15 protein-coding genes are annotated in these 19,455 nt (G+C 65.7%); 6 read left to right on the top strand and 9 right to left on the bottom strand.

Features of this window, described 5'->3' with window-relative positions; translation table 11 throughout:
- The first annotated feature begins 179 nt into the window (after positions 1 to 179).
- Together AC1DZT_RS21060 and AC1DZT_RS21055 are read left to right on the top strand one after the other, a co-directional pair.
- On the top strand, positions 180 to 1,286 hold the full coding sequence (locus AC1DZT_RS21060; RefSeq protein WP_478008615.1) for a hypothetical protein: 1,107 nt from the start codon (positions 180 to 182) through the stop codon (positions 1,284 to 1,286).
- Positions 1,287 to 1,411: 125 nt separating this feature from the next.
- A complete protein-coding gene (locus tag AC1DZT_RS21055; RefSeq protein ID WP_478008614.1) occupies positions 1,412 to 2,626 on the top strand; it encodes an NADP-dependent isocitrate dehydrogenase in 1,215 nt (404 codons plus the stop codon).
- A gap of 58 nt (positions 2,627 to 2,684) precedes the next feature.
- Here AC1DZT_RS21055 and AC1DZT_RS21050 read toward each other — a convergent pair whose 3' ends face one another.
- Complete coding sequence (locus AC1DZT_RS21050) at positions 2,685 to 3,434, bottom strand: hypothetical protein (protein WP_478008613.1); 750 nt, start codon at positions 3,432 to 3,434, stop codon at positions 2,685 to 2,687.
- A gap of 489 nt (positions 3,435 to 3,923) precedes the next feature.
- Here AC1DZT_RS21050 and AC1DZT_RS21045 point away from each other — a divergent pair, with 489 nt between their 5' ends.
- From AC1DZT_RS21045 to typA, 3 genes are all read left to right on the top strand, one after another.
- Positions 3,924 to 4,535 (top strand): YitT family protein, encoded by a 612-nt coding sequence (locus tag AC1DZT_RS21045; RefSeq protein ID WP_478008612.1) that lies wholly within the window; start codon positions 3,924 to 3,926, stop codon positions 4,533 to 4,535.
- A 24-nt stretch (positions 4,536 to 4,559) separates the two neighbouring features.
- The gene (locus tag AC1DZT_RS21040; protein ID WP_478008611.1) at positions 4,560 to 5,162 is read left to right on the top strand and encodes a YitT family protein; all 603 of its coding nucleotides are present in this window, start codon (positions 4,560 to 4,562) and stop codon (positions 5,160 to 5,162) included.
- A gap of 101 nt (positions 5,163 to 5,263) precedes the next feature.
- Positions 5,264 to 7,084, top strand: coding sequence for a translational GTPase TypA (gene typA, locus AC1DZT_RS21035; RefSeq protein ID WP_478008610.1), 1,821 nt, complete (start codon positions 5,264 to 5,266; stop codon positions 7,082 to 7,084).
- 95 nt (positions 7,085 to 7,179) lie between these two features.
- Here typA and AC1DZT_RS21030 read toward each other — a convergent pair whose 3' ends face one another.
- The 7 genes from AC1DZT_RS21030 to guaB all read right to left on the bottom strand — a co-directional run bounded on the left by AC1DZT_RS21030 (position 7,180) and on the right by guaB (position 17,334).
- The gene (locus AC1DZT_RS21030) at positions 7,180 to 7,470 is read right to left on the bottom strand and encodes a DUF1330 domain-containing protein (RefSeq protein ID WP_478008609.1); all 291 of its coding nucleotides are present in this window, start codon (positions 7,468 to 7,470) and stop codon (positions 7,180 to 7,182) included.
- A 1-nt stretch (position 7,471) separates the two neighbouring features.
- Positions 7,472 to 10,126: an alanine--tRNA ligase gene (alaS, locus tag AC1DZT_RS21025; protein WP_478008608.1), complete on the bottom strand. Its 2,655-nt coding sequence runs from the start codon at positions 10,124 to 10,126 to the stop codon at positions 7,472 to 7,474.
- Positions 10,127 to 10,273: 147 nt separating this feature from the next.
- Positions 10,274 to 11,359 carry a recombinase RecA gene (gene recA, locus AC1DZT_RS21020; RefSeq protein ID WP_478008607.1) on the bottom strand — a complete coding sequence of 362 codons (1,086 nt, stop codon included), beginning with the start codon at positions 11,357 to 11,359 and terminating at the stop codon, positions 10,274 to 10,276.
- A 223-nt stretch (positions 11,360 to 11,582) separates the two neighbouring features.
- Entirely contained in the window at positions 11,583 to 13,826 is a 2,244-nt protein-coding gene (locus AC1DZT_RS21015; RefSeq protein ID WP_478008606.1) for a hybrid sensor histidine kinase/response regulator, read from the bottom strand.
- A 186-nt stretch (positions 13,827 to 14,012) separates the two neighbouring features.
- Positions 14,013 to 15,158: an RsmB/NOP family class I SAM-dependent RNA methyltransferase gene (locus AC1DZT_RS21010; RefSeq protein WP_478008605.1), complete on the bottom strand. Its 1,146-nt coding sequence runs from the start codon at positions 15,156 to 15,158 to the stop codon at positions 14,013 to 14,015.
- Positions 15,155 to 15,886 (bottom strand): SDR family NAD(P)-dependent oxidoreductase, encoded by a 732-nt coding sequence (locus tag AC1DZT_RS21005; RefSeq protein ID WP_478008604.1) that lies wholly within the window; start codon positions 15,884 to 15,886, stop codon positions 15,155 to 15,157. Before AC1DZT_RS21005 ends, AC1DZT_RS21010 begins: the two co-directional genes overlap by 4 nt.
- A complete protein-coding gene (guaB, locus tag AC1DZT_RS21000) occupies positions 15,886 to 17,334 on the bottom strand; it encodes an IMP dehydrogenase (RefSeq protein WP_478008603.1) in 1,449 nt (482 codons plus the stop codon). The genes AC1DZT_RS21005 and guaB overlap by 1 nt, the downstream gene beginning before the upstream one ends.
- Positions 17,335 to 17,497: 163 nt before the next feature.
- On the opposite strand from guaB, the gene AC1DZT_RS20995 reads away from it, so the two are divergent.
- The gene (locus tag AC1DZT_RS20995) at positions 17,498 to 18,223 is read left to right on the top strand and encodes a type 1 glutamine amidotransferase (protein ID WP_478008602.1); all 726 of its coding nucleotides are present in this window, start codon (positions 17,498 to 17,500) and stop codon (positions 18,221 to 18,223) included.
- Positions 18,224 to 18,275: 52 nt separating this feature from the next.
- On the opposite strand, the gene AC1DZT_RS20990 is transcribed toward AC1DZT_RS20995, so the two are convergent.
- Positions 18,276 to 19,343 carry an SLAC1 family transporter gene (locus AC1DZT_RS20990; protein ID WP_478008601.1) on the bottom strand — a complete coding sequence of 356 codons (1,068 nt, stop codon included), beginning with the start codon at positions 19,341 to 19,343 and terminating at the stop codon, positions 18,276 to 18,278.
- Positions 19,344 to 19,455 lie beyond the last annotated feature (112 nt).

Below are 19,455 nucleotides of genomic sequence, written 5' to 3'. Positions count from 1 at the left end.
CAGACGAATCTGCGCCCTCTGTCCCCTTATGCTGCCCCGGTTCGGCGTCGCAAGACAAGGTGCCCGGCCCGGCACGAATTTGCCGCACCGCACGCGGAAATTGTGCGGGATCATGTTGCCCTCGCGCAGTCAAGCGGCGATAACTTGACGGCGCATTAGCCCCAACCCGCAGGACCTCGATGAAAGTTGCCTTCTTTATCGGCCATCACAAGACCGGTTCGACCTCGCTGCAGAATTACCTCGCCAATCATTATCTGAGCCTGCTGCGGCAGGGCATCCTTTATCCGGCAGTCGAATCCGAGGGCATTTCGGCCAATCTCGCCACCGCCCTGCGCGGTCAGGATACCGAGATCGACCCCTGGTGTTTCAACCAGCGCGAGCCGCACAATGCCCTGTCCTTCCGCATCCTGAACGAGGCCAATGGCGAACAGATGCCGGAATGGCACCCCGATCTGCCCAATGGGTTCCAGATGCTGGTGCTGATCGAAAAGCAGATCCAGGCCCTGCAGCCCAAGCAGGTGGTCCTGTGTTCCGAGATCATGACCCGCTTTGCCGGCAAGGGCATGCGCAAGATGCTGCCGCGGATGGCCAACCGCTTTGGCCGGCATGACTGCACCGTGGTCCTGAACCTGCGGCGGATCGACGAATATATCGCCTCCTGGCATTTGCAGCGGCTGAAATTCGGCCATCCGATCAATCCCTTGCGCCATGGCGCCCAGGCGCATTACTACCCGCTGGTGCATTTCCGCTATGACCGCATCGTCGAGGACTGGAAGCAGCATTTCCCCCAGGCCCAGATGGTGGCGCGCAATTACGACGACGTGAAACGCGCCGGCGGCTCGGTGGTGGATTTCTTCGCCCAGGCCGGGATCGACCATGTGCCGGTCGACGCCGACCAGCAGTCGAACTCCTCGATCCCGCATGCCTTTGCCGAGATCGCCCGCCTCGCCAATGTTCACGCGCCGGAGCTTTGCCACGCCTTGCAGGCCTATCTCCAGGGGGCGAGCGAGCGTGTTGCCTATGCCCCCAACAGCAAGGTCGAGCTCTTTGGCCAGGCCAATCGCGACGGGCTGCTGGCGGCCTTTGAATCGGTCCATGCCGGCCTGTCGAAAAGCCTTGGCGTCGCGGCCTTCTTCCCCGATCTGGAAGCCGCCCGGATCTGCCGCGAGATCCCCGAGATGGAGGCCGCCCGCGCCGCCCTCGACGCGCTGCGCCAAGATGCGCCCGACCACTGCGAAAACGCCGCCGTGCGCGATTTTCTGGCCAATCTGACGCTGGAGGACTGAACTTGGGCAAGGCCCCGCTGCCGGGGTGCGACATCTCGGTATGCAATCGCATACCGTCTTTTCAAGACGCTTATCTTTGCCTACAGTAACGCCAACCGAATCCACTTACGCCAAGGGGCAGATGCATGACCAAAATCAAGGTGGCCAACCCCGTCGTCGAACTCGACGGCGACGAGATGACCCGGATCATCTGGGATTTCATCAAGCAGAAGCTGATCCTTCCCTATCTCGACATTGATCTGAAGTATTACGACCTCGGCATCGAGGAGCGTGACCGCACCAATGACCAGATCACCATCGACGCGGCCGAGGCGATCAAGCAATACGGCGTCGGCGTCAAATGCGCCACGATCACCCCGGACGAGGCACGGGTCGAGGAATTCGGCCTGAAGCAGATGTGGAAGTCGCCCAACGGCACGATCCGCAACATCCTCGGCGGCGTGATCTTCCGCGAGCCGATCATCTGCAAGAACGTGCCGCGCCTGGTGCCGGGCTGGACCAAGCCGATCGTCGTCGGCCGCCATGCCTTTGGCGATCAATACCGCGCCACCGACTTCCGCTTCCCCGGCAAGGGCAAGCTGACGCTGAAATTCGTCGGCGACGATGGCACCGTCATCGAGAAAGACGTCTACAGCGCGCCTTCGGCCGGTGTGGTCATGGGCATGTACAACCTTGATGACAGCATCATCGACTTTGCGCGCTCGTCGATGAACTATGGTCTGATGAAGGGCTGGCCGGTTTACCTTTCGACCAAGAACACCATCCTCAAGGCCTATGACGGCCGCTTCAAGGATCTGTTCGCCAAGGTCTATGCCGAGGAATTCGAAGAGAAATTCAAGGCCGCCGGCATCCATTACGAACACCGTCTGATCGACGACATGGTGGCCTCGGCGATGAAATGGTCGGGCGGCTATGTCTGGGCCTGCAAGAACTATGACGGCGACGTGCAGTCCGACACCGTGGCGCAGGGCTTCGGCTCCTTGGGCCTGATGACCTCGGTCCTGATGACGCCCGATGGCAAGATCGTCGAGGCCGAAGCGGCCCACGGCACCGTGACCCGCCACTACCGCCAGCACCAGAAGGGTCAGCAGACCTCGACCAACTCGGTCGCCTCGATCTTCGCCTGGACCGGCGGCCTGAAGCACCGCGCGAAACTGGACAGCAACGAACAGCTGATGCGCTTTGCCACCACGCTGGAAAAGGTCACCGTGGATGCGGTGGAAGATGGCTGGATGACCAAGGACCTCGCCCTGCTGGTCGGCCCGGATCAGAAATGGCTTTCGACCATCGGCTATCTCGAAAAGGTCGATGAATATCTGAACAAGGCGCTGGCTGGCTGAGACGCAAGCCTGCAAGGATCAGGGGGCCGGGCACAACACGGCCCCTTTTTGCTGCCTCTTACTGCATCGCGGTCTTGTCGATGTTGACGCGCATCTGGTAGCCCGCCGCCTTGATGCCGCCGCCCGAGAGGTTGACGCAGCGCTTGTCCAGCGCCTCGAACTGGACCTGGACGATCTTCAGGTCGGGGCTGAGCCGGGTGTCATGCACCCAGCCGGCCAGAACGCCGTTGCGGTCCACCACCGGATAGCCGTTGTAGACCGCGCTGTTGCCCGCGCCCGCGCAATGCAGCGCCGAGGCCGGGATCACCTTGCGGGCGATCGGGTTGGGCGTGCCGGTGCTGCTGACCGTGGTGGGCGTGGTCGGCGGCGAGGTCGGCGGCGTGGTGGTGGTGCCGGGCGTGGTGGTGCCGCCCACCGTGACGCCGACTGTAACGCCGCCAGTGGTCGGCGTCGTGCCGCCCACCGTGACGCCGATCCCGCCGGACGGCGTCGTGCTTGCCGTGGTGCCGCAGGTGCCGACGCAGCCCCTCGCCACCGAGGTGCCATCCAGCACCGAGGCGCCGACCTGCAGGCCGCCCACATTGGCCCCGACGCTGGCCAGAGACCCGCCGCCGACCGAGGCCGAAACCCCGGCGACCGATCCACCGCCCAGAAGCCCGCCGCCGAGGATGCCATTGGCCGAGGCCGCGCTGGCCCCGAGCCCAAGCCCCGCCATCAGCGCCATCGCCACCGAGGTCTGCGCCGGCATCTGCCAGATCGCGCCAAAGCCGGTTTTGCCTTGCGGTTTGAATCCCGTTTTAAATGTCATTGCAAAGTCCTCCAAAGGGTTACTTTTACCAGAGAGCCGGATGCAACAGGAGAGGACCGTCGCAACATGCGACAGACGCGCCAGCCGGCTTTGAACAACAGGGTCAGACTTGGATGTAGGCAGGTCTCACATTGGATGATCTGTCTACTCCAGATTGATTAAAACACGGAGCGCCCGAATTTTCAACATTAAATAAAATATCAATAACAATGGCTTACGGTTCATCATTCAACCGTAAGCCTAGGATTCCGCGAAAATCCCCCGCAATTCGGATTGACTCCGCGCTTGTGAGCCTTGGAAAGGACGCTAAAAGACTCATTGGCGCACATATTAAAATGCGAATTGCAATTGCAGAATAAGGCGACAATTGGCCTGAAATAAGGCAATTACGGCGGGTGGAGAATTGCGAAGCCTGCTCCCCCACCACTGCAAGCCTGCCATGTGCGGGGCGCCGTAGACAAGCGGGGTGCGGGCGCGGTAAAACAGGTCATGGACGCTGACCTTTCACCCCGCCGCTACACCATTTTCGAGGACCTTCAGGGCCTTGTGATCGCCTCTGCCCAGGCGGCACTTGGCATCCACCTCTTGCGCGCGGCGGGGCTGGTCACCGGGGGCACGGCGGGGACGGCGCTGATCCTGTCCTATGTGTTCCACTGGAACTTCTCTCTGGTGTTCCTGGTGATGAACCTGCCCTTCTTCGGCTTTGCCTACCGGGTGCGCGGGCCGGTGTTCTGCCTGAAGAGCCTCGCCACCGTGGTCTTCGTCTCGGCCATGGCCGAGGTCCTGAAACCGCTTGTGGTGATCGGCCAGATCCATCCGGCGGCCTCGGCGGTGCTGTTCGGCGTCAGCGCGGGCGTAGGGCTTCTGGGCCTCTTCCGCCACTCGGGCAGCCTCGGCGGCGTGTCCATCGTGGCCTTGGTGCTGCAGGACCGTTTCGGCTTCAAGGCGGGCTGGACCCAGCTGATCCATGACCTGATCCTCTTCACCGTGGCGCTGTTCCTGCTGCCGCTTGACCGGGTGCTCTACTCGCTGTTAGGGGCGGTCATCCTGAACGCCGTGATCGCCTTCAACCACCGCCGCGACTGGTATGTGGTGACCTGACCCGGCCCGAAAAGAGCTTGTCCGATGGCCGAGGCCGCAAAACACACAATGATCGAGGATGCCCAGGGCATCGCCTATGGCGCGACCATGGCGGCCTTCGGCATCGTCATCCTGACCCATCTGGGCCTGGTCACCGGCCAGACCGCGGGCCTTGCCGTCCTGATCGCCTATGCGACGGGGTGGAGTTTCGGCCCGGTCTTCTTCGCCATCAACATCCCCTTCTATATCCTGGGCTATTTCCGGATGGGCTGGCGCTTTACCGTCAAGACCTTCCTGGCGGTGGCGCTGCTGTCGGGGCTTTCGGTCTGGATGCCGCATCAGATCAGCTTTGCCAGCCTGAACCCGGTGCTGGGGGCGGTTCTCTTCGGCTTCCTGTCAGGCTCTGCCCTGCTGGCGCTGTTCCGCCATGGCGCGAGCCTCGGCGGCATCGGCATCGTCGCCCTGATCCTGCAGGACCGCCTCGGCTGGCGCGCGGGCTGGGTGCAGCTTGGCTTTGACGCGGTGCTGTTTGCCGCGGCCTTCGCCCTGCGCGATGTGAAAACCGTGGCGATCAGCTTTCTGGGCGCCGTCGTGGTCAATGTCGTGATCGCCATCAACCACCGCCGCGACCGCTATATCGTGGCCTGAGCCCAAGCCATCATGCCGAATAGGCCCGCGTCCCTCTGGCAAAGGGACGCAAAACCCTGTAAGGCGCTCGCAACCGCAGAAAACCGAAAGAGACCCTCCCGATGGAGCTTCGCAACATCGCCATTATCGCGCACGTCGACCATGGCAAAACCACGCTCGTTGACGAGCTTCTGAAACAGTCTGGCTCTTTCCGCGAGGGACAGCAAGTCTCCGAACGCGCGATGGACAGCAATGACATCGAACGCGAGCGCGGCATCACCATTCTGGCCAAGTGCACCTCGGTCGAACATGACGGCATCCGCATCAACATCGTCGACACCCCCGGCCACGCCGACTTTGGTGGCGAGGTGGAGCGGATCCTCTCGATGGTGGACGGCGTGTGCCTTCTGGTCGACGCCGCCGAAGGCCCGATGCCGCAGACCAAGTTCGTGCTGGCGAAAGCCCTGGCCCTTGGCCTGCGCCCGATCGTGGTGCTGAACAAGGTTGACAAGCCCGATGCCGAGCCCGAGCGCGCGCTGAACGAGGTCTTCGACCTTTTCGCGAACCTCGGCGCTTCGGACGAACAGCTGGATTTCCCGCATCTCTACGCCTCGGGCCGCAACGGCTGGGCCGACGATTCGCTGGATGGGCCGCGGAAGAACCTCGACGCGCTGTTCAACATGATCGTGGCCCATGTGCCGCAGCCGAAGCAAATCGCCCGCGTCGACGAGCCCTTCCAGATGCTCGCGACCACCCTGTCCGCCGACCCCTTCATCGGCCGCATCCTGACCGGCCGCATCGAAGCCGGCCGGCTGACCGTGGGCACCCAGCTGAAGGCGCTGAGCCGGACCGGCGAGCGGATCGAAGCTTTCCGCGTCACAAAGGTTCTGGCCTTCCGCGGGCTGAACATGACCGCGGTGGACGAGGCGCTGGCTGGTGACATCGTCACCGTGGCCGGGATGACCAAGGCCACCGTGGCCGACACGCTCTGCGATCCCTCGATCGACGTCGCCCTGCCCGCCCAGCCGATCGACCCGCCGACCATCACCGTGACCTTCGGCATCAACGACTCGCCGCTCGCCGGCAAGGACGGCAACAAGGTGCAGTCGCGGGTGATCCGCGAACGCCTGATGCGCGAAGCCGAGGTGAACGTCGCGATCAAGGTCGCCGACACCCCCGGCGGCGACGCTTTCGAGGTTTCCGGCCGCGGCGAACTTCAGATGGGCGTGCTGATCGAGAACATGCGCCGCGAAGGCTTCGAGCTGTCGATCTCGCGGCCGCGGGTGATCTTCCGCGACGTGGATGGCGTGAAGCAAGAGCCGGTCGAGGAAGTCACCATCGACGTCGATGACGAATACACCGGCCCGGTGATCGAAAAGCTGACCGGACCGCGCAAGGGCGATCTGATCGAGATGAAACCGGCCGGCGCCGGCAAGACCCGTATCATCGCCCATGTGCCCTCGCGCGGGCTGATCGGCTATCACGGCCAGTTCATGACCGACACCCGCGGCACCGGCGTCTTGAACCGCGTCTTCCACGGCTGGACCCCGCACAAGGGCCCGATCGAGGGCCGGCGTCAGGGCGTGCTGATCTCGATGGAAACCGGGGTTTCGGTGGCCTATGCGATGTGGAAGCTGGAAGACCGCGGCCACTTCTTCATCGGCGTGCAGGAACAGATCTACGGCGGCATGATCATCGGCGAGCACAACCGGGACAACGACCTGGAAGTCAACGCGCTGAAGGGCAAGCAGCTGACCAACGTCCGCGCCTCGGGCACCGACGAAGCGGTGCGTCTGACCACGCCGGTCAAGCTGTCGCTCGAACAGTGCATCGCCTATATCGACGATGACGAGTTGGTCGAAGTGACGCCGAAGAACGTCCGGATGCGCAAGCGCTACCTCGACCCGAACGAACGCAAGCGCCACTCGCGCAGCGCGCAATAAAGAGAAAGGCCGCCTGGTTGGGCGGCCTTTTCGTTTGGCGGGTCTGAAAGATGGCGGCTTTGGAAGATGGGCAGATTGCCCATCCTACTGGCCGATCATTCCGCAGCTTCGACGACCACAAGATCCCGTGTCGCAGCGCCCTGGGCATGGACGAGGGCTGCCTGATATTCCGGCGAATGGTAGCATTCCACCGCGGCCTCAAGGCTCGGGAAGACGGCCAGCACATTGCGGGCGCGGTCGCGGCCCTCGAGCTGTACATAGCGGCCGGCCCGGGCGAGGAACTTGCCGCCATGCGCCGCGATGGCGACCGTCGCCCCCTTGGCATAGCGGCCATAGGCCTCGGGCTCGGTCACTTCGACATGGGCGATCCAATAGGCTTGCGGCATCTCAACCCTCCAGCGCGGCTTCAACCGCTTTGATTGCGGCATCGGCCAGCGCGATATCCGCCCCGCCGCCCTGCGCCATATCCGGACGGCCACCGCCGCCCTTGCCACCCAAAGCCTCGACCGCGGCCTTGGCCAGCGTCACCGCCGAAATCCGGCCGGTGAGGTCGGAAGTCACCCCCGCCGCCACCGCGGGCTTGGCCCCGGTATCGGCGATCAGCACCACGGCGCCGGAGCCGAGTTTCAGCTTCATCTCGTCGATCAGCGCGGGCAGATCCTTGCCCGAGACGCCTTGCAGCACCTGGGCGATCAGCTTGACGCCGCCCACTTCCTTGATCTCCGGCCCGCCCGACTTGCCGCCCATCGCCAGTTCGCGGCGCAGGGTGGCGACCTCGTTCTGCAGGGCGCGGCGTTCGGCCATCAGGGCCTTGATCCGCGGCGTGAGTTCCGCCGGAACCGCGCCCAACTGCTGCGCTGCCGCATCGAGATAGCCCATGTTTTCACGGACATAGGCCAGAACGCCTTCGCCGGTCAGCGCCTCGATCCGGCGGATGCCGGAGGCGGAGGCGCTTTCAGACAGGATCAGGAAGGAGCCGATCTCACCCAACTGCCCGACATGGGTGCCGCCACAAAGCTCAAGGCTATAGGTCCGGCCATCGGTGCCCTTGCCCGAACCATCGAGGCTGCCCATCGAGACGACGCGAACCTCGTCGCCATATTTCTCGCCAAACAGCGCCTGGGCGCCAAGGGCACGGGCATCGTCGGGGGTCATGATCCGGGTTTCCACCGGGGTATTCTGGCGGATCAACTCGTTGACCTCGGCCTCGACCTTGGCGAGTTCCTCGGGCGACATCGCATGGGCATGGGCGAAGTCAAAGCGCAGCCGGTCGGGCGCGTTGAGGCTGCCGCGTTGGGCGACGTGATCGCCGAGGGTGCGGCGCAGCGCCTCGTTGAGGAGGTGCGTCGCGGAGTGGTTGGCCTGGATCTGGCCGCGACGGCCCCGCGCGACGTCCAGCTTGGCCGGCTGGCCCTTCAGGATCGTGCCCTCGACGACTTTGGCGATATGGATGAAGACGCCGGCGGCCTTCTTGGTATCGGTCACCTCGGCAAGGCCGGTCTGGGTGCGGATAAAGCCCGCATCGCCGACCTGACCGCCGCTTTCGGCATAGAAGGGTGTCTGGTTGACGACGATCTGCACCGTCGAGCCTTCTTCGGCCGCACCGATCTGGGCGCCGTCGCGGACCAGGGCATTGATCTGCCCCTCGGCACTTTCGGTGTCATAGCCGAGGAATTCGGTCACGCCATGGGCTTCGGCCAGTTCGAACCAGATATTGGCGTCCTTGGCCTCGCCCGTGCCGCTCCACGACGCGCGGGCCTTCTTGCGCTGTTCGTCCATCGCGGCCTCGAAGCCCTGCACATCGACGGCACGGCCCTTTTCGCGCAGCGCGTCCTGGGTGAGGTCGAGCGGGAAGCCATAGGTGTCGTAAAGCTTGAAGGCGGCAGCGCCCGGCAAGTCGGCGCCTTCGGGGATGCGGGCCAGCTCGTCATCCAGCAGCCGCAGACCACGGTCGAGCGTGGTGCGGAAGCGGGTTTCCTCCAGCTGCAGCGTCTCTTCGATCAGGCTTTGGGCGCGGGTCAGCTCGGGGTAAGCGGTGCCCATCTGGCGGACCAAAGCGGGGACCAGACGGAACATCACCGGGTCCTGCGCGCCCAGCATATGGGCATGGCGCATCGCGCGGCGCATGATCCGGCGCAGCACATAGCCGCGGCCTTCGTTCGAGGGCATCACGCCATCGGCAATCAGGAAAGAGGTGGAGCGCAGATGGTCGGCGATCACCCGGTGATGCACCTTGCCGGTGCCATCTGGGTCGGTCGAGGTCGCGTGCGCGCTGGCCTCGATCAGGCTGCGCATCAGGTCGGTGTCGTAATTGTCATGCTTGCCCTGCAGAAGCGCGCCGATCCGCTCCAGCCCCATGCCGGTGTCGATGCTCTGCATCTCCAGCGGCACCAGCCGGCCATCGGCGAACTGTTCGTTCTGCATGAAGACGTTGTTCCAGATCTCGATGAAACGGTCGCCGTCCTCATCGGCGGAGCCGGGCGGGCCGCCCCAGATATGGTCGCCGTGGTCGTAGAAGATCTCGGTGCAGGGGCCGCAGGGGCCGGTCGGGCCCATCCGCCAGAAGTTGTCGTCGGTGGCGATGCGGATGATCTTCTCGTCCGACAGGCCCGCGACCTTCTTCCAGATCGTCGCCGCCTCGTCATCGGTGTGATAGACGGTGACGCAAAGCTTGTTGCGGTCCAGACCGAAATCCTTGGTCAGAAGCTCCCAGGCGAAGGTGATCGCCTGTTCCTTGAAATAATCGCCGAAGGAGAAATTCCCCAGCATTTCAAAGAAGGTATGGTGGCGCGCGGTATAGCCCACATTGTCGAGGTCATTGTGCTTGCCGCCGGCGCGGACGCATTTCTGCGCCGTGGTGGCCCGTTTGTAATCGCGCGTCTCGACCCCGGTGAAGCAATTCTTGAACTGCACCATGCCGGAATTGGTGAACATCAAGGTCGGGTCGTTGCGCGGCACAAGCGGCGAGCTTTCCACGACTTTATGGTCATTGCGGGCGAAAAAGTCGAGAAAGGTCGAGCGGATGTCATTCAACGATTGCATGGAGGCCGGGGTCCTTGCGCAAAGGTGCCAATTGTCGGCCCTCCGTTTAGCCCCCCGCGCGGGGCCTGTCCATTATGAATGCAAGACGGGCCGCCTTTGCAGGGCGGCCCGGGGGTGTTTTCCTGATTTTGCTTTGCGCGGCAGGGCTTATTCGTCCAGAACCTCTTCGCGCGCCTCGGCGGTCATCGAGAAATCCAGCCCCGAGGCGCTGCGGATCTTGTCCTCGATATCCTTGGCGGTGGCGGGGTTGCTCTTCAGGAAGGCCTTGGCATTCTCGCGCCCCTGCCCGATCCGCTCGTCCTTGTAGCTGTACCAGGAGCCGGACTTTTCGACCACGCCGCATTTGACTCCCAGATCGACGATCTCGCCCACCTTGGAGATGCCCTCGCCGAACATGATGTCGAATTCGACCTCCTTGAAGGGCGGCGAGACCTTGTTCTTGACGACCTTCACCCGGGTCGAGTTGCCGATCACCGTGTCGCGGTCCTTGATCGAGCCGGTGCGGCGGATGTCGAGGCGGACCGAGGCGTAGAATTTCAGCGCATTGCCGCCCGAGGTGGTCTCCGGCGAGCCAAACATCACGCCGATCTTCATCCGGATCTGGTTGATGAAGATCACCATGCAGTTGCTGCGCCCGATCGAGGCGGTCAGCTTGCGCATCGCCTGGCTCATCAGGCGGGCCTGGCTGCCCATCTGCATGTCGCCCATGTCGCCCTCGATTTCGGCCTTGGGCACCAGGGCTGCGACCGAGTCGACCACGATCACATTGACCGCGCCGGAGCGGACCAGCGTGTCGACGATCTCCAGCGCCTGTTCGCCGGTGTCGGGCTGGCTGATCAGAAGCTCGTCAAGGTTGACGCCCAGCTTCTTGGCATAGGCCGGGTCCAGCGCGTGTTCGGCATCGACAAAGGCGCAAACCCCGCCGCTCTTCTGCGCTTCGGCCACGACATGCAGGGTCAGCGTGGTCTTGCCCGAGCTTTCCGGCCCGTAGATTTCGATGATCCGCCCTTTGGGAAGACCGCCGATCCCCAGCGCGATGTCCAGGCCCAGAGAGCCGGTCGAGATCGCCTCGACATCCATCACGGCATTGTTCTGGCCGAGCTTCATGATCGAGCCCTTGCCGAACTGCCGTTCGATCTGCGCCAGCGCCGATTCGAGCGCCTTCGCCTTTTCGGCGTCTTTCTTGTCCATCCCGCGCTTTCCGTCCAGTTCGAAGAGGTTTGCCACAGTCATTCGTCTTCCCCTTATTCCACAGCCGCGACCCTGCGGCAATCGCCGGATATGTTCCTGCTTTGTTTCGCATTCATGCGATCAAAACGGGAACATTTCAATCAAATTCGTCGTGTTCCAGCATTTGACAGAAAGATTAATGATTGGTTGAGGCGGAACGCACTGCCGAAAATTTCGCAGAAATTTTGTGGGCCCCTTCTGGCCTCCTGGCCGGAGGCCAGCCCGGCTATTGCATCTGGCCCTGCACCATCGCCGTCAGATCGCCCAGCGAGAAGGGCTTGGGCAGAAAGACCGAATTCGGGATCCGCGCCTGGTTTTCCGACAGCGATTCCTCGGCATAGCCGGAGACGAAGATCACCTTCACATGCGGCCGGTCCTCCAGCGCGCGGCGCACCCAGGAGGGGCCGTCCATGCCGGGCATCACCACATCCGTCACAAACACATCCACCGACAGCGAGGGGTCCTCCAGCGCCTTCAGCGCCTCTTCGGCATTCTCCGCCTCCAGCACCGTATAGCCGCGCATCCGCAGCGCCCGGCTGGCAAAGGCGCGCACCGGGGCCTCGTCCTCGACCAGAAGCACCACGCCCTCGCCCTGTTTGAGGATGACCTTCCTGCTGACATCCTCCGCCGCTTCCGAAGGGCCGGCGTGGATCGGGAAGTAGAGCTGGAACACCGTGCCTTCGCCCGGCGTCGAATCCACGAAGATGAAGCCGCCCGATTGCTTGACGATGCCATAGGCCGTCGAAAGCCCGAGGCCGGTGCCCTCGCCCACCTTCTTGGTGGTGAAGAAGGGTTCGAAAATCTTCTGCAGCCGGTCCTCGGGAATGCCGATCCCGGTGTCCGAGACGCGAATCACCGCATAATCCCCGGCGGGCACCGTCGCACGGTCGCGCGCCATCGGCTCCATCAGGGTCACATCCTCGGTCGAGATCCGTATGATGCCACCGCCCGGCATCGCGTCGCGGGCATTGACGACCAGGTTCATCAGCACCTGTTCCAGCTGCCGCTTGTCGGCGCGGATCGCCCCCAGCCCCGGGGCATGGGTCAGCTGCAGGCGGATCTTCTCGCCCACCAGCCGGTTCAGCAGATGGGCGAGGTCCGACAGGACATCTTCCAGCTCCAGCCGTTCGGGCTTCAGCGTCTGCTTGCGCGAGAAGGCCAGAAGCTGGTTGACCAGCGAGGCGGCGCGGTTGGCGTTCTGGTGGATCTGCACCAGATCGGCATATTCGGGGTCCTCGCGGTCATGCCGCATCAGCAGAAGGTCGCAATGGCCCGAGATCGCGGTCAGCAGGTTGTTGAAGTCATGCGCGACACCGCCGGCAAGCTGGCCGATCGCCTGCATCTTCTGGCTCTGGACGAACTGCGCCTCCAGCGTCTTCAGCGCCGTCGCATCCTGCAACACGGCCAGAACCCCGGGGCGGCCCTGTTCGACGATGCGGCGCAGCGTCACCTGCAGGAAAACCTCGCCCTCGACCTGGCGGGCGCGCAGCATTTCCGACCGCGAGGGGCTGCGCTCGCTGACGATGTCATCGAGCCAGTCCGAGACGGGGCGACCAAGCCCTTCGAAAACCTCATGAAACATCGGCGCAGCGCTGTCGCCCAGATGCAGGGTGGCGCGGGCCGCGGCATTGGCCATCAAGAGCCTGCCATCGGGCTGGAACTTGGCCAGCGGCACTGGCACATTTTCGAAATCGGCGAGGGCTGCGAGGGCGGGTGCCCCGGTCGGCACCGGCAGAAGATAGATCTCCCGCCGCTCGCCCGGGCCTTCGACCTCGGCCAGGATGGCGCGCACCGGGCCGTCGACTCCAGCGATTTCAACCTCTTCGCCGGAATGCAGCACCGGGCTGGTGAAGATCCGGTCCAGCCGCTTCGGCCTGCCGCCGAGCAGCCGGCGCATCGCCTCGTTGGTGAAGAGAACCACGCCGGTCTTGTTGGCGGTCAGCATCGGCAGGCTGAGGCTGTCCGCCCCGCGCGACGCGCCGCCACGGTCGAGAAACTCCTCCAGCCGCCAGATATAGCCATCCGCGGCCATCCTGTGCACCGACAGCCGGATATGGCCGCGCCGGGTCACCACATCCTCGCGCCCGGCGCCCGCATGACCGGCCCGGTTCTGCAACCGGTAGAGCACCGAGGAGGGAGAGGCGAAATGGTCGTTCAGCGCCGAAACCAGCGTGGCGCCGGTCGGGGCGTGAAAACGGGCCAGGGCGCTGGCGTTCTGATAGAGGATCTGCCCCAGACGGTCGGTCATGAAGCACGGGGTCGCATCCTGGCCGACCAGCACGGACAGCTGGCTCATCCTTTGCGCCGCGCGCCGCCGCGACAGGATGGCGCGCAGCCGCAGGCCGACCACCAGGAACAGGAAGGTCATCGCCACCACCGCAGCGCCCGCCCGCAGCACCACCGTCTGCGCCAGCGCCGCCGTCACCAGCGAGGCCGCCGCCGCCGCCAACAACAACAGCGCCGGAGACATCCATCGCCGCCGTTCAAACGCCGTGCCAACCTCAGCCACTGGACCGTTCACTCTATCCCCCGGGAATCGTCACCAGTCCATACCGCATCACAATTCTTAATCCGCGATTAACCCCAGCCAAGACTGACGGAGATTTTCCGAAAAAACAACTAACAGTTGCAGGGGCTTCGCGGGCCGAAAAGGGCCTCAGCTGCGGGTCAATGTCGCCAGAAAGAAGCCGTCGCCACCGTTCAGGGGCGAAAAGCGGCGCTGGGTCTTCAGCGCCCAGCCGGCATGGCGGGTCTGGAAGGCGGCGATCTGATCCTCGTTCTCCTCGGCCAGAAGCGAGCAGGTCGCGTAAGCCAGGGTCCCGCCATGCCGCACCATCGGGATCACCCGGTCGAGGATCTGCGCCTGCAGGGTGATCAGCTCCTCCAGCCGCGCCGGGGTCAGGGCCCATTTGCCCGCCGGATCGCGCCGCCACGAGCCCGAGCCGGAACAGGGCACATCGGTGAGGATCACGTCGTAAGGCTTTGCTTCCTCAGGCGTCTGGGTGATCATCACCCGCAGCCCCGCCCGCGTCGCCCGTACCGGAAGATCGACCATCCGGCCGGGATAGGCGTCATGCGCCCAGACCTTGGCGCCGCGTGCCGCAAGGGCCAGGGTCTTGCCGCCACCGCCCGCGCAATAGTCCAGCACCTTGGCGCCGGGCGTCAGGTAGAGGCTTTCCACCACCGCTTGCGAGGAGGCGTCCTGCAGTTCGACCAGCCCGGTCTGATAGGCCTGCGAGGTCTGGATTTTCCGGGCATTCCCCGTGACTTCCAGCGCGGTCTTCACCCACGCGACCGGGACGGCCTCGATCCCTTCGGCGGCAAGCGCCGCAATCGCGGCCTCGCGCGTCGTGCGGGCAGAGTTCACCCGCAGGAAGACCGGGGCGCGGGCTTGCAGGGCCTGCATCACCGGGGCGAAATCAGGCCCGAGCGCCCGCTCCAGCCGCGGGCCAAGCCAGTCCGGGCAATCGAGCGCGGCATAGCCCTGAGGTGCGGTGCCGGGTTCATCCTGCACCGGCCTCGGGGCATGGCCCTCGCCGGAGAACACCGCCGCGACGTTCTGCCCGGTGGCGCGCAGGGCGCCCAGCATCAGGCCGCGTCCGGTCAACCCGCCCCCGAGGGCGGCAAAGGAGGCGCGGCAGCGCAGGGCGGCAAAGACGTGATCGCGGATCGCTCCGCGGTCGCCGGAGCCGGCAAAGCGGTTGGCGCGGCCCCAGTTGGTCAGGGCGACATCGGGGACGGCACCGGCGAGGATCAGGTCCAGAACCTCGATGGCGGCGGCGACGCGGGCGGCGGGGGTCATGCGGTGCGCTCTTTCAGATGGGTGCCGCCATCGACGATCAGCGTCTCGCCGGTGATGAAGGAGGCGTCGCGCGCGGCGAGAAAGCGAACGGCATGGGCCACTTCCTCCGGCGTTCCGGCGCGGCGCATCGGGGTGATGGGTTCGGTCCCGGCGGGCGTGTCGCTGGCGATCCAGCCCGGGGCCACCGCGTTGACGGTGACGCCGGAGGGCGCGGTCTCCAGCGCCAGCGCCCGCGTCAGGCCGAAAAGGGCGGCGCGGGTGACGGAATAGGCGCTTTCGCCGGGGGGCGACAGGATCGGCCCCGAGAGCGGAGGCCCGGCGACCGAGGCCACCATGATGATCCGGCCAAAGCCGCGCCGCACCATGCCCGGCATCAGGGCGCGGGTCACCAGCACGGTCGCGCTGAGTGCCGCATCCATCGCGCGGCCGAAGGCCTCCGGCCCCATCTCGGTCGCCTCCTGGGCGGCGGCGCTCGAGGGCCCGGTGAGGTTGACCAGCACGTCGACCTCACCCGACAGGGTCAAGAGGCGCGCGACCTCGACCGGGTCGGAGAGGTCGCCCTGATGGGCGCGCACGTCAAAGCCCTCGGCGGCAAGCTCGGCCTGGCGCAGCACGATCCGCCCCGAGGTGCCCGAGATCACCAGCCGGCAGCCGACCGCCCCCAGAGCGCGGGCGCAGGCCATGCCGATGCCCGCCGGAGCGCCGGCGCCGCTGATCACCGCCCGCATCAGCCGACCCGGTAGTTCGGGCTTTCGCGGGTGATCTGCACGTCATGGACATGGCTTTCCTTCAAGCCCGCCCCGGTGATCTTGACGAACTGGCAGTTCGCCCGCATCGCGGCCACGGTGCCGTTGCCGGTATAGCCCATGGCGGCGCGCAGCCCCCCCACCATCTGGTGGATGACGGCGGCGGCAGAGCCCTTGTAGGGCACCTGGCCCTCGATCCCTTCCGGCACCAGCTTGTCCGAGGCCGCATCCTTCTGGAAATAGCGGTCGGCCGAGCCGCGCGCCATGGCGCCAAGGCTGCCCATGCCGCGGTAGGCCTTGAAGCTGCGGCCCTGCCAGAGGATCACTTCGCCCGGGCTTTCATCGGTGCCGGCGATCGCCGAACCGACCATGGCGCAGGAGGCCCCTGCCGCAATCGCCTTGGCGAAATCGCCCGAGTATTTGATGCCGCCATCGGCGATCACCGGGATATCCCCGGCAGCCCCGGCGGAATCCATGATCGCCGTCAGCTGCGGCACGCCCACGCCCGCCACGATCCGCGTCGTGCAGATCGAGCCCGGGCCGATGCCGACCTTGACCGCATCGGCCCCGGCGCCGATCAGGGCGCGGGTCGCCTCGGCCGTGGCGACGTTGCCGGCGATCACCTGCACGGTGTTGGACAGCCGCTTGATCCGCTCCACCGCGCGGGCCACGCCTTCGGAATGGCCATGGGCGGTGTCGATGACGACCATGTCCACCCCGGCCTCGATCAGCGCCTGGCTGCGTTCAAAGCCGGCATCCCCCACGGTGGAGGCGGCGGCGACGCGCAGGCGCCCCATGTCATCCTTGCAGGCATGCGGGTTGAGCACGGCTTTCTCGGTGTCCTTCAGCGTCAGAAGTCCGGTCAGATGGCCCTGGGCATCGGTGACGAGCAGCTTTTCGATCCGGCGCTGCTTCATCAGGCCAATGGCCGCGGCGCGGTCCACCGGCTCGCGCAGGAGGGCGAGGTTGTCCGAAGACATCATGGCCGACACCGGCGTGCGGTCATCCGAGGCAAAGCGCATGTCGCGGTTGGTGACGATGCCCACGACGCGGTTTTGCGCATCGACCACCGGGAAGCCGGTGATGTTGTAGCGGTCCATCAGCTCCTTGGCATCGGCGAGCGTCTGGTCGGGGCGCAGGGTGATCGGCGCATAGACGACGCCGCTCTCGAACCGCTTGACGCGGCGGACCTCGCGGGCTTGCGCTTCAAGGTCGAGATTGCGGTGGATAACGCCGATGCCGCCGGCCTGGGCCATGGCGATGGCCATGCGGGCCTCGGTCACCGTATCCATCGCGCTCGACAAGAGCGGGATGTTCATCCGGATGGATTTCGTGACGAAAGTCGACGTATCCGCATCGGAGGGCAGCACAGAGCTGGCCGCCGGTACAAGCAGGACGTCATCGAAGGTCAATGCCTCGCGAATCTCCATGAGAGCCTCCATTCGGGTTGGGCGGGAGTGTTCGTTTGACGGCTCCCCTTTTCACTTCGCGGCGGGATTGGCAAGGGGGGATCGGGGGGCCTGACGTGGTTTTCGGCCTTGCGCCGGGCGCAGGCATCGGCATCTTGCATCCGAGGTTGGCAGGGGTGTGCAGATGCTTGTGGCGATTGTCGAGAATACCAGGGTGACGCATCACGGCCAGGTCGGCGTGGCGCTGCATGAAGTGGGGGCGCTGGTCGAGATCTACCGCCCGTGGCGCGACGGTGTCCTGCCGGCGCGGGGCAGCTTCGACGGGCTGGTGGTCTTTGGCGGCGAACAATCGGCGCGGGATGACGAGAGCCACCCCTATCTCGGCGCGCTGGCCGCGCTGATGGCGCAGGCGGCGGCGGAGGATGTGGCGGTGCTGGGCATCTGCCTTGGCAGCCAGGTCCTGGCCCGCGGGCTTGGGGCCGAGAACCTGCTGGGTCAGGCGCGGGAATTCGGCTGGTGCGAGGTGGCAAAACATGAGGCCGCCGCGAGCGACCCGGTGCTGGCCGCCCTGCCCGCCCGTTTCCGCAGCTTCGAATGGCATTCGGACACTTTCACCCTGCCCCCCGGCGCGGCGCATCTGGCAGGGTCGCCCGTGGCGCCTGTGCAATGCTACCGCTATGGAAGGGCGGGATACGGCATGCAGTTCCACTTCGAGGCCTCGCGCGCGGTGACGCGGAGCTGGGCGCAGCTCTTCCCCGAGGCCTGCGAGGCGATGGCGCCGGGCTGGCTGTCCGGCACGCAGGCGGCCGAGGAAGCGGCCCATGCCGATGCGTCAGATGCCCATGGTCTGGCGATCGCCCGGGCCTGGGTCGCGCAAATCCAGCGGAGCGGCTCCGCCGCAAGCCTTTGAGGTCGCCTGCGCGGGCAAGGCCCGCTGGTCTCCGCTTTCCGCCGCTCCCGGCTCAGGCGGTGGCCGCATTGGTCAAGGCGGCGAGCCTGCCGTTCGGCCAGAGCTTCAGCACCTTCCAGCCGATCAGGCCCACGGCAGGCAGCGCCACGACCGCCAGCGCCGCGCCGAGGGTGAAGACCGCCCCGCCCTGCAGCATCAGCGCGGTGCAGAAGGTCGCCATCGGGAAGGTCAGCGCCCCCCAGATCGGCGAGAAACCCGCCTGCAGGACCCAGCGCGCCGAGGCGAGGAGCGCCAGCGCGATCAGGATGGCCAGCGCGGCCAGAAGCTGGGCGAGGAAGGCGTCGCCCACCAGCGCGGCTGTGGTGGAACAAAGCGCCGCCGGCGACAGGTGGATGGCCAGCATCGCCCGCAAGGGCGCCGGCGGGATGCGGCGGAGGAGCTGCAGAAGCGACAGCGCCCAGATCCCCAGCGCCACGGCGAGGGTCGGCCAGAGGATCGCGGTGGCCGCCCCGCTCCACCCCAGTTGCGCCAGAACCGGGGCGGCCACGATGAAGCCGACGAAGCTGAGGTGCCAGGTCGGGTTGACCTCGGCCCCCTCCGCGCCCTGCGCCCGCATCACCCAGATCACCAGAAGCGCCAGGAGACCATGGGCAAGGAGTGCGACAAGGACCAGCACCAGGGCGGCGCCCGGGGCATAGGGGATCAGCACGCCGGCTGCGGCCATCCCGCTCATCGTCGCGGCGGCCATTCCGGCGCGGCCGGGCAGCGGGCGCAGATCCTCCAACAAGACTCCAGGCCTGCGCCAGAGCTTGACCTTCAGGGCCAGCACGGCAAAGAGCCAGAGCGCGAAGAGCGCACCCAGGGCCGCCTCCACCAGCCCGGCCAGCGCCCCACCACCAAGGTCAAGACCCTGGCAGGCGCGGCGGAGCGCGAGGCCAAGCCCGAGCATCCCGAGGATCACCGGAAAGACCGCCGGCGGCGTCGTGGCAAAGAGCGGCGCCTTGCGCGAAGCGATGGGCCGCGGCGGCGGAAACCAGCGCGGCACGGGACTGGGCGTCACGGGGCCGGGCGGCGTCACGCGGGCGGACTTGGGATCTGCGGGGCCTTGATCAGGGGGCATGGAACTCTCCTTGCCCCCTTCATGCGCGCTTCACCGCAAAAGGTCTACGGGACTCCCGGTCGCACCCTCCCCCCCCTTCATTGGTCCATAAATATCCCACGGGGGGTGCGGG

This window comes from Rhodobacter sp. P1_C2, from assembly GCF_056406375.1.
The sequence above is the reverse complement of the archived record's forward strand: the minus strand, read 5'-3'. Positions and strand labels throughout refer to the sequence as shown.

Bases quoted from the DNA above. Each gene is read 5' to 3' on its own strand.
- recA (WP_478008607.1), bottom strand. From the start codon at position 11,359: ATGACTGTGGCAAACCTCTTCGAACTGGACGGAAAGCGCGGGATGGAC.
- AC1DZT_RS20990 (WP_478008601.1), bottom strand. From the start codon at position 19,343: ATGCCCCCTGATCAAGGCCCCGCAGATCCCAAGTCCGCCCGCGTGACG.
- alaS (WP_478008608.1), bottom strand. From the start codon at position 10,126: ATGCAATCGTTGAATGACATCCGCTCGACCTTTCTCGACTTTTTCGCC.
- AC1DZT_RS21050 (WP_478008613.1), bottom strand. From the start codon at position 3,434: ATGACATTTAAAACGGGATTCAAACCGCAAGGCAAAACCGGCTTTGGC.
- AC1DZT_RS20995 (WP_478008602.1), top strand. From the start codon at position 17,498: ATGCTTGTGGCGATTGTCGAGAATACCAGGGTGACGCATCACGGCCAG.
- typA (WP_478008610.1), top strand. From the start codon at position 5,264: ATGGAGCTTCGCAACATCGCCATTATCGCGCACGTCGACCATGGCAAA.
- AC1DZT_RS21015 (WP_478008606.1), bottom strand. From the start codon at position 13,826: ATGTCTCCGGCGCTGTTGTTGTTGGCGGCGGCGGCGGCCTCGCTGGTG.
- AC1DZT_RS21030 (WP_478008609.1), bottom strand. From the start codon at position 7,470: ATGCCGCAAGCCTATTGGATCGCCCATGTCGAAGTGACCGAGCCCGAG.
- AC1DZT_RS21055 (WP_478008614.1), top strand. From the start codon at position 1,412: ATGACCAAAATCAAGGTGGCCAACCCCGTCGTCGAACTCGACGGCGAC.
- AC1DZT_RS21045 (WP_478008612.1), top strand. From the start codon at position 3,924: ATGGACGCTGACCTTTCACCCCGCCGCTACACCATTTTCGAGGACCTT.
- AC1DZT_RS21005 (WP_478008604.1), bottom strand. From the start codon at position 15,886: ATGCGGGCGGTGATCAGCGGCGCCGGCGCTCCGGCGGGCATCGGCATG.
- guaB (WP_478008603.1), bottom strand. From the start codon at position 17,334: ATGGAGATTCGCGAGGCATTGACCTTCGATGACGTCCTGCTTGTACCG.
- AC1DZT_RS21040 (WP_478008611.1), top strand. From the start codon at position 4,560: ATGGCCGAGGCCGCAAAACACACAATGATCGAGGATGCCCAGGGCATC.
- AC1DZT_RS21060 (WP_478008615.1), top strand. From the start codon at position 180: ATGAAAGTTGCCTTCTTTATCGGCCATCACAAGACCGGTTCGACCTCG.
- AC1DZT_RS21010 (WP_478008605.1), bottom strand. From the start codon at position 15,158: ATGACCCCCGCCGCCCGCGTCGCCGCCGCCATCGAGGTTCTGGACCTG.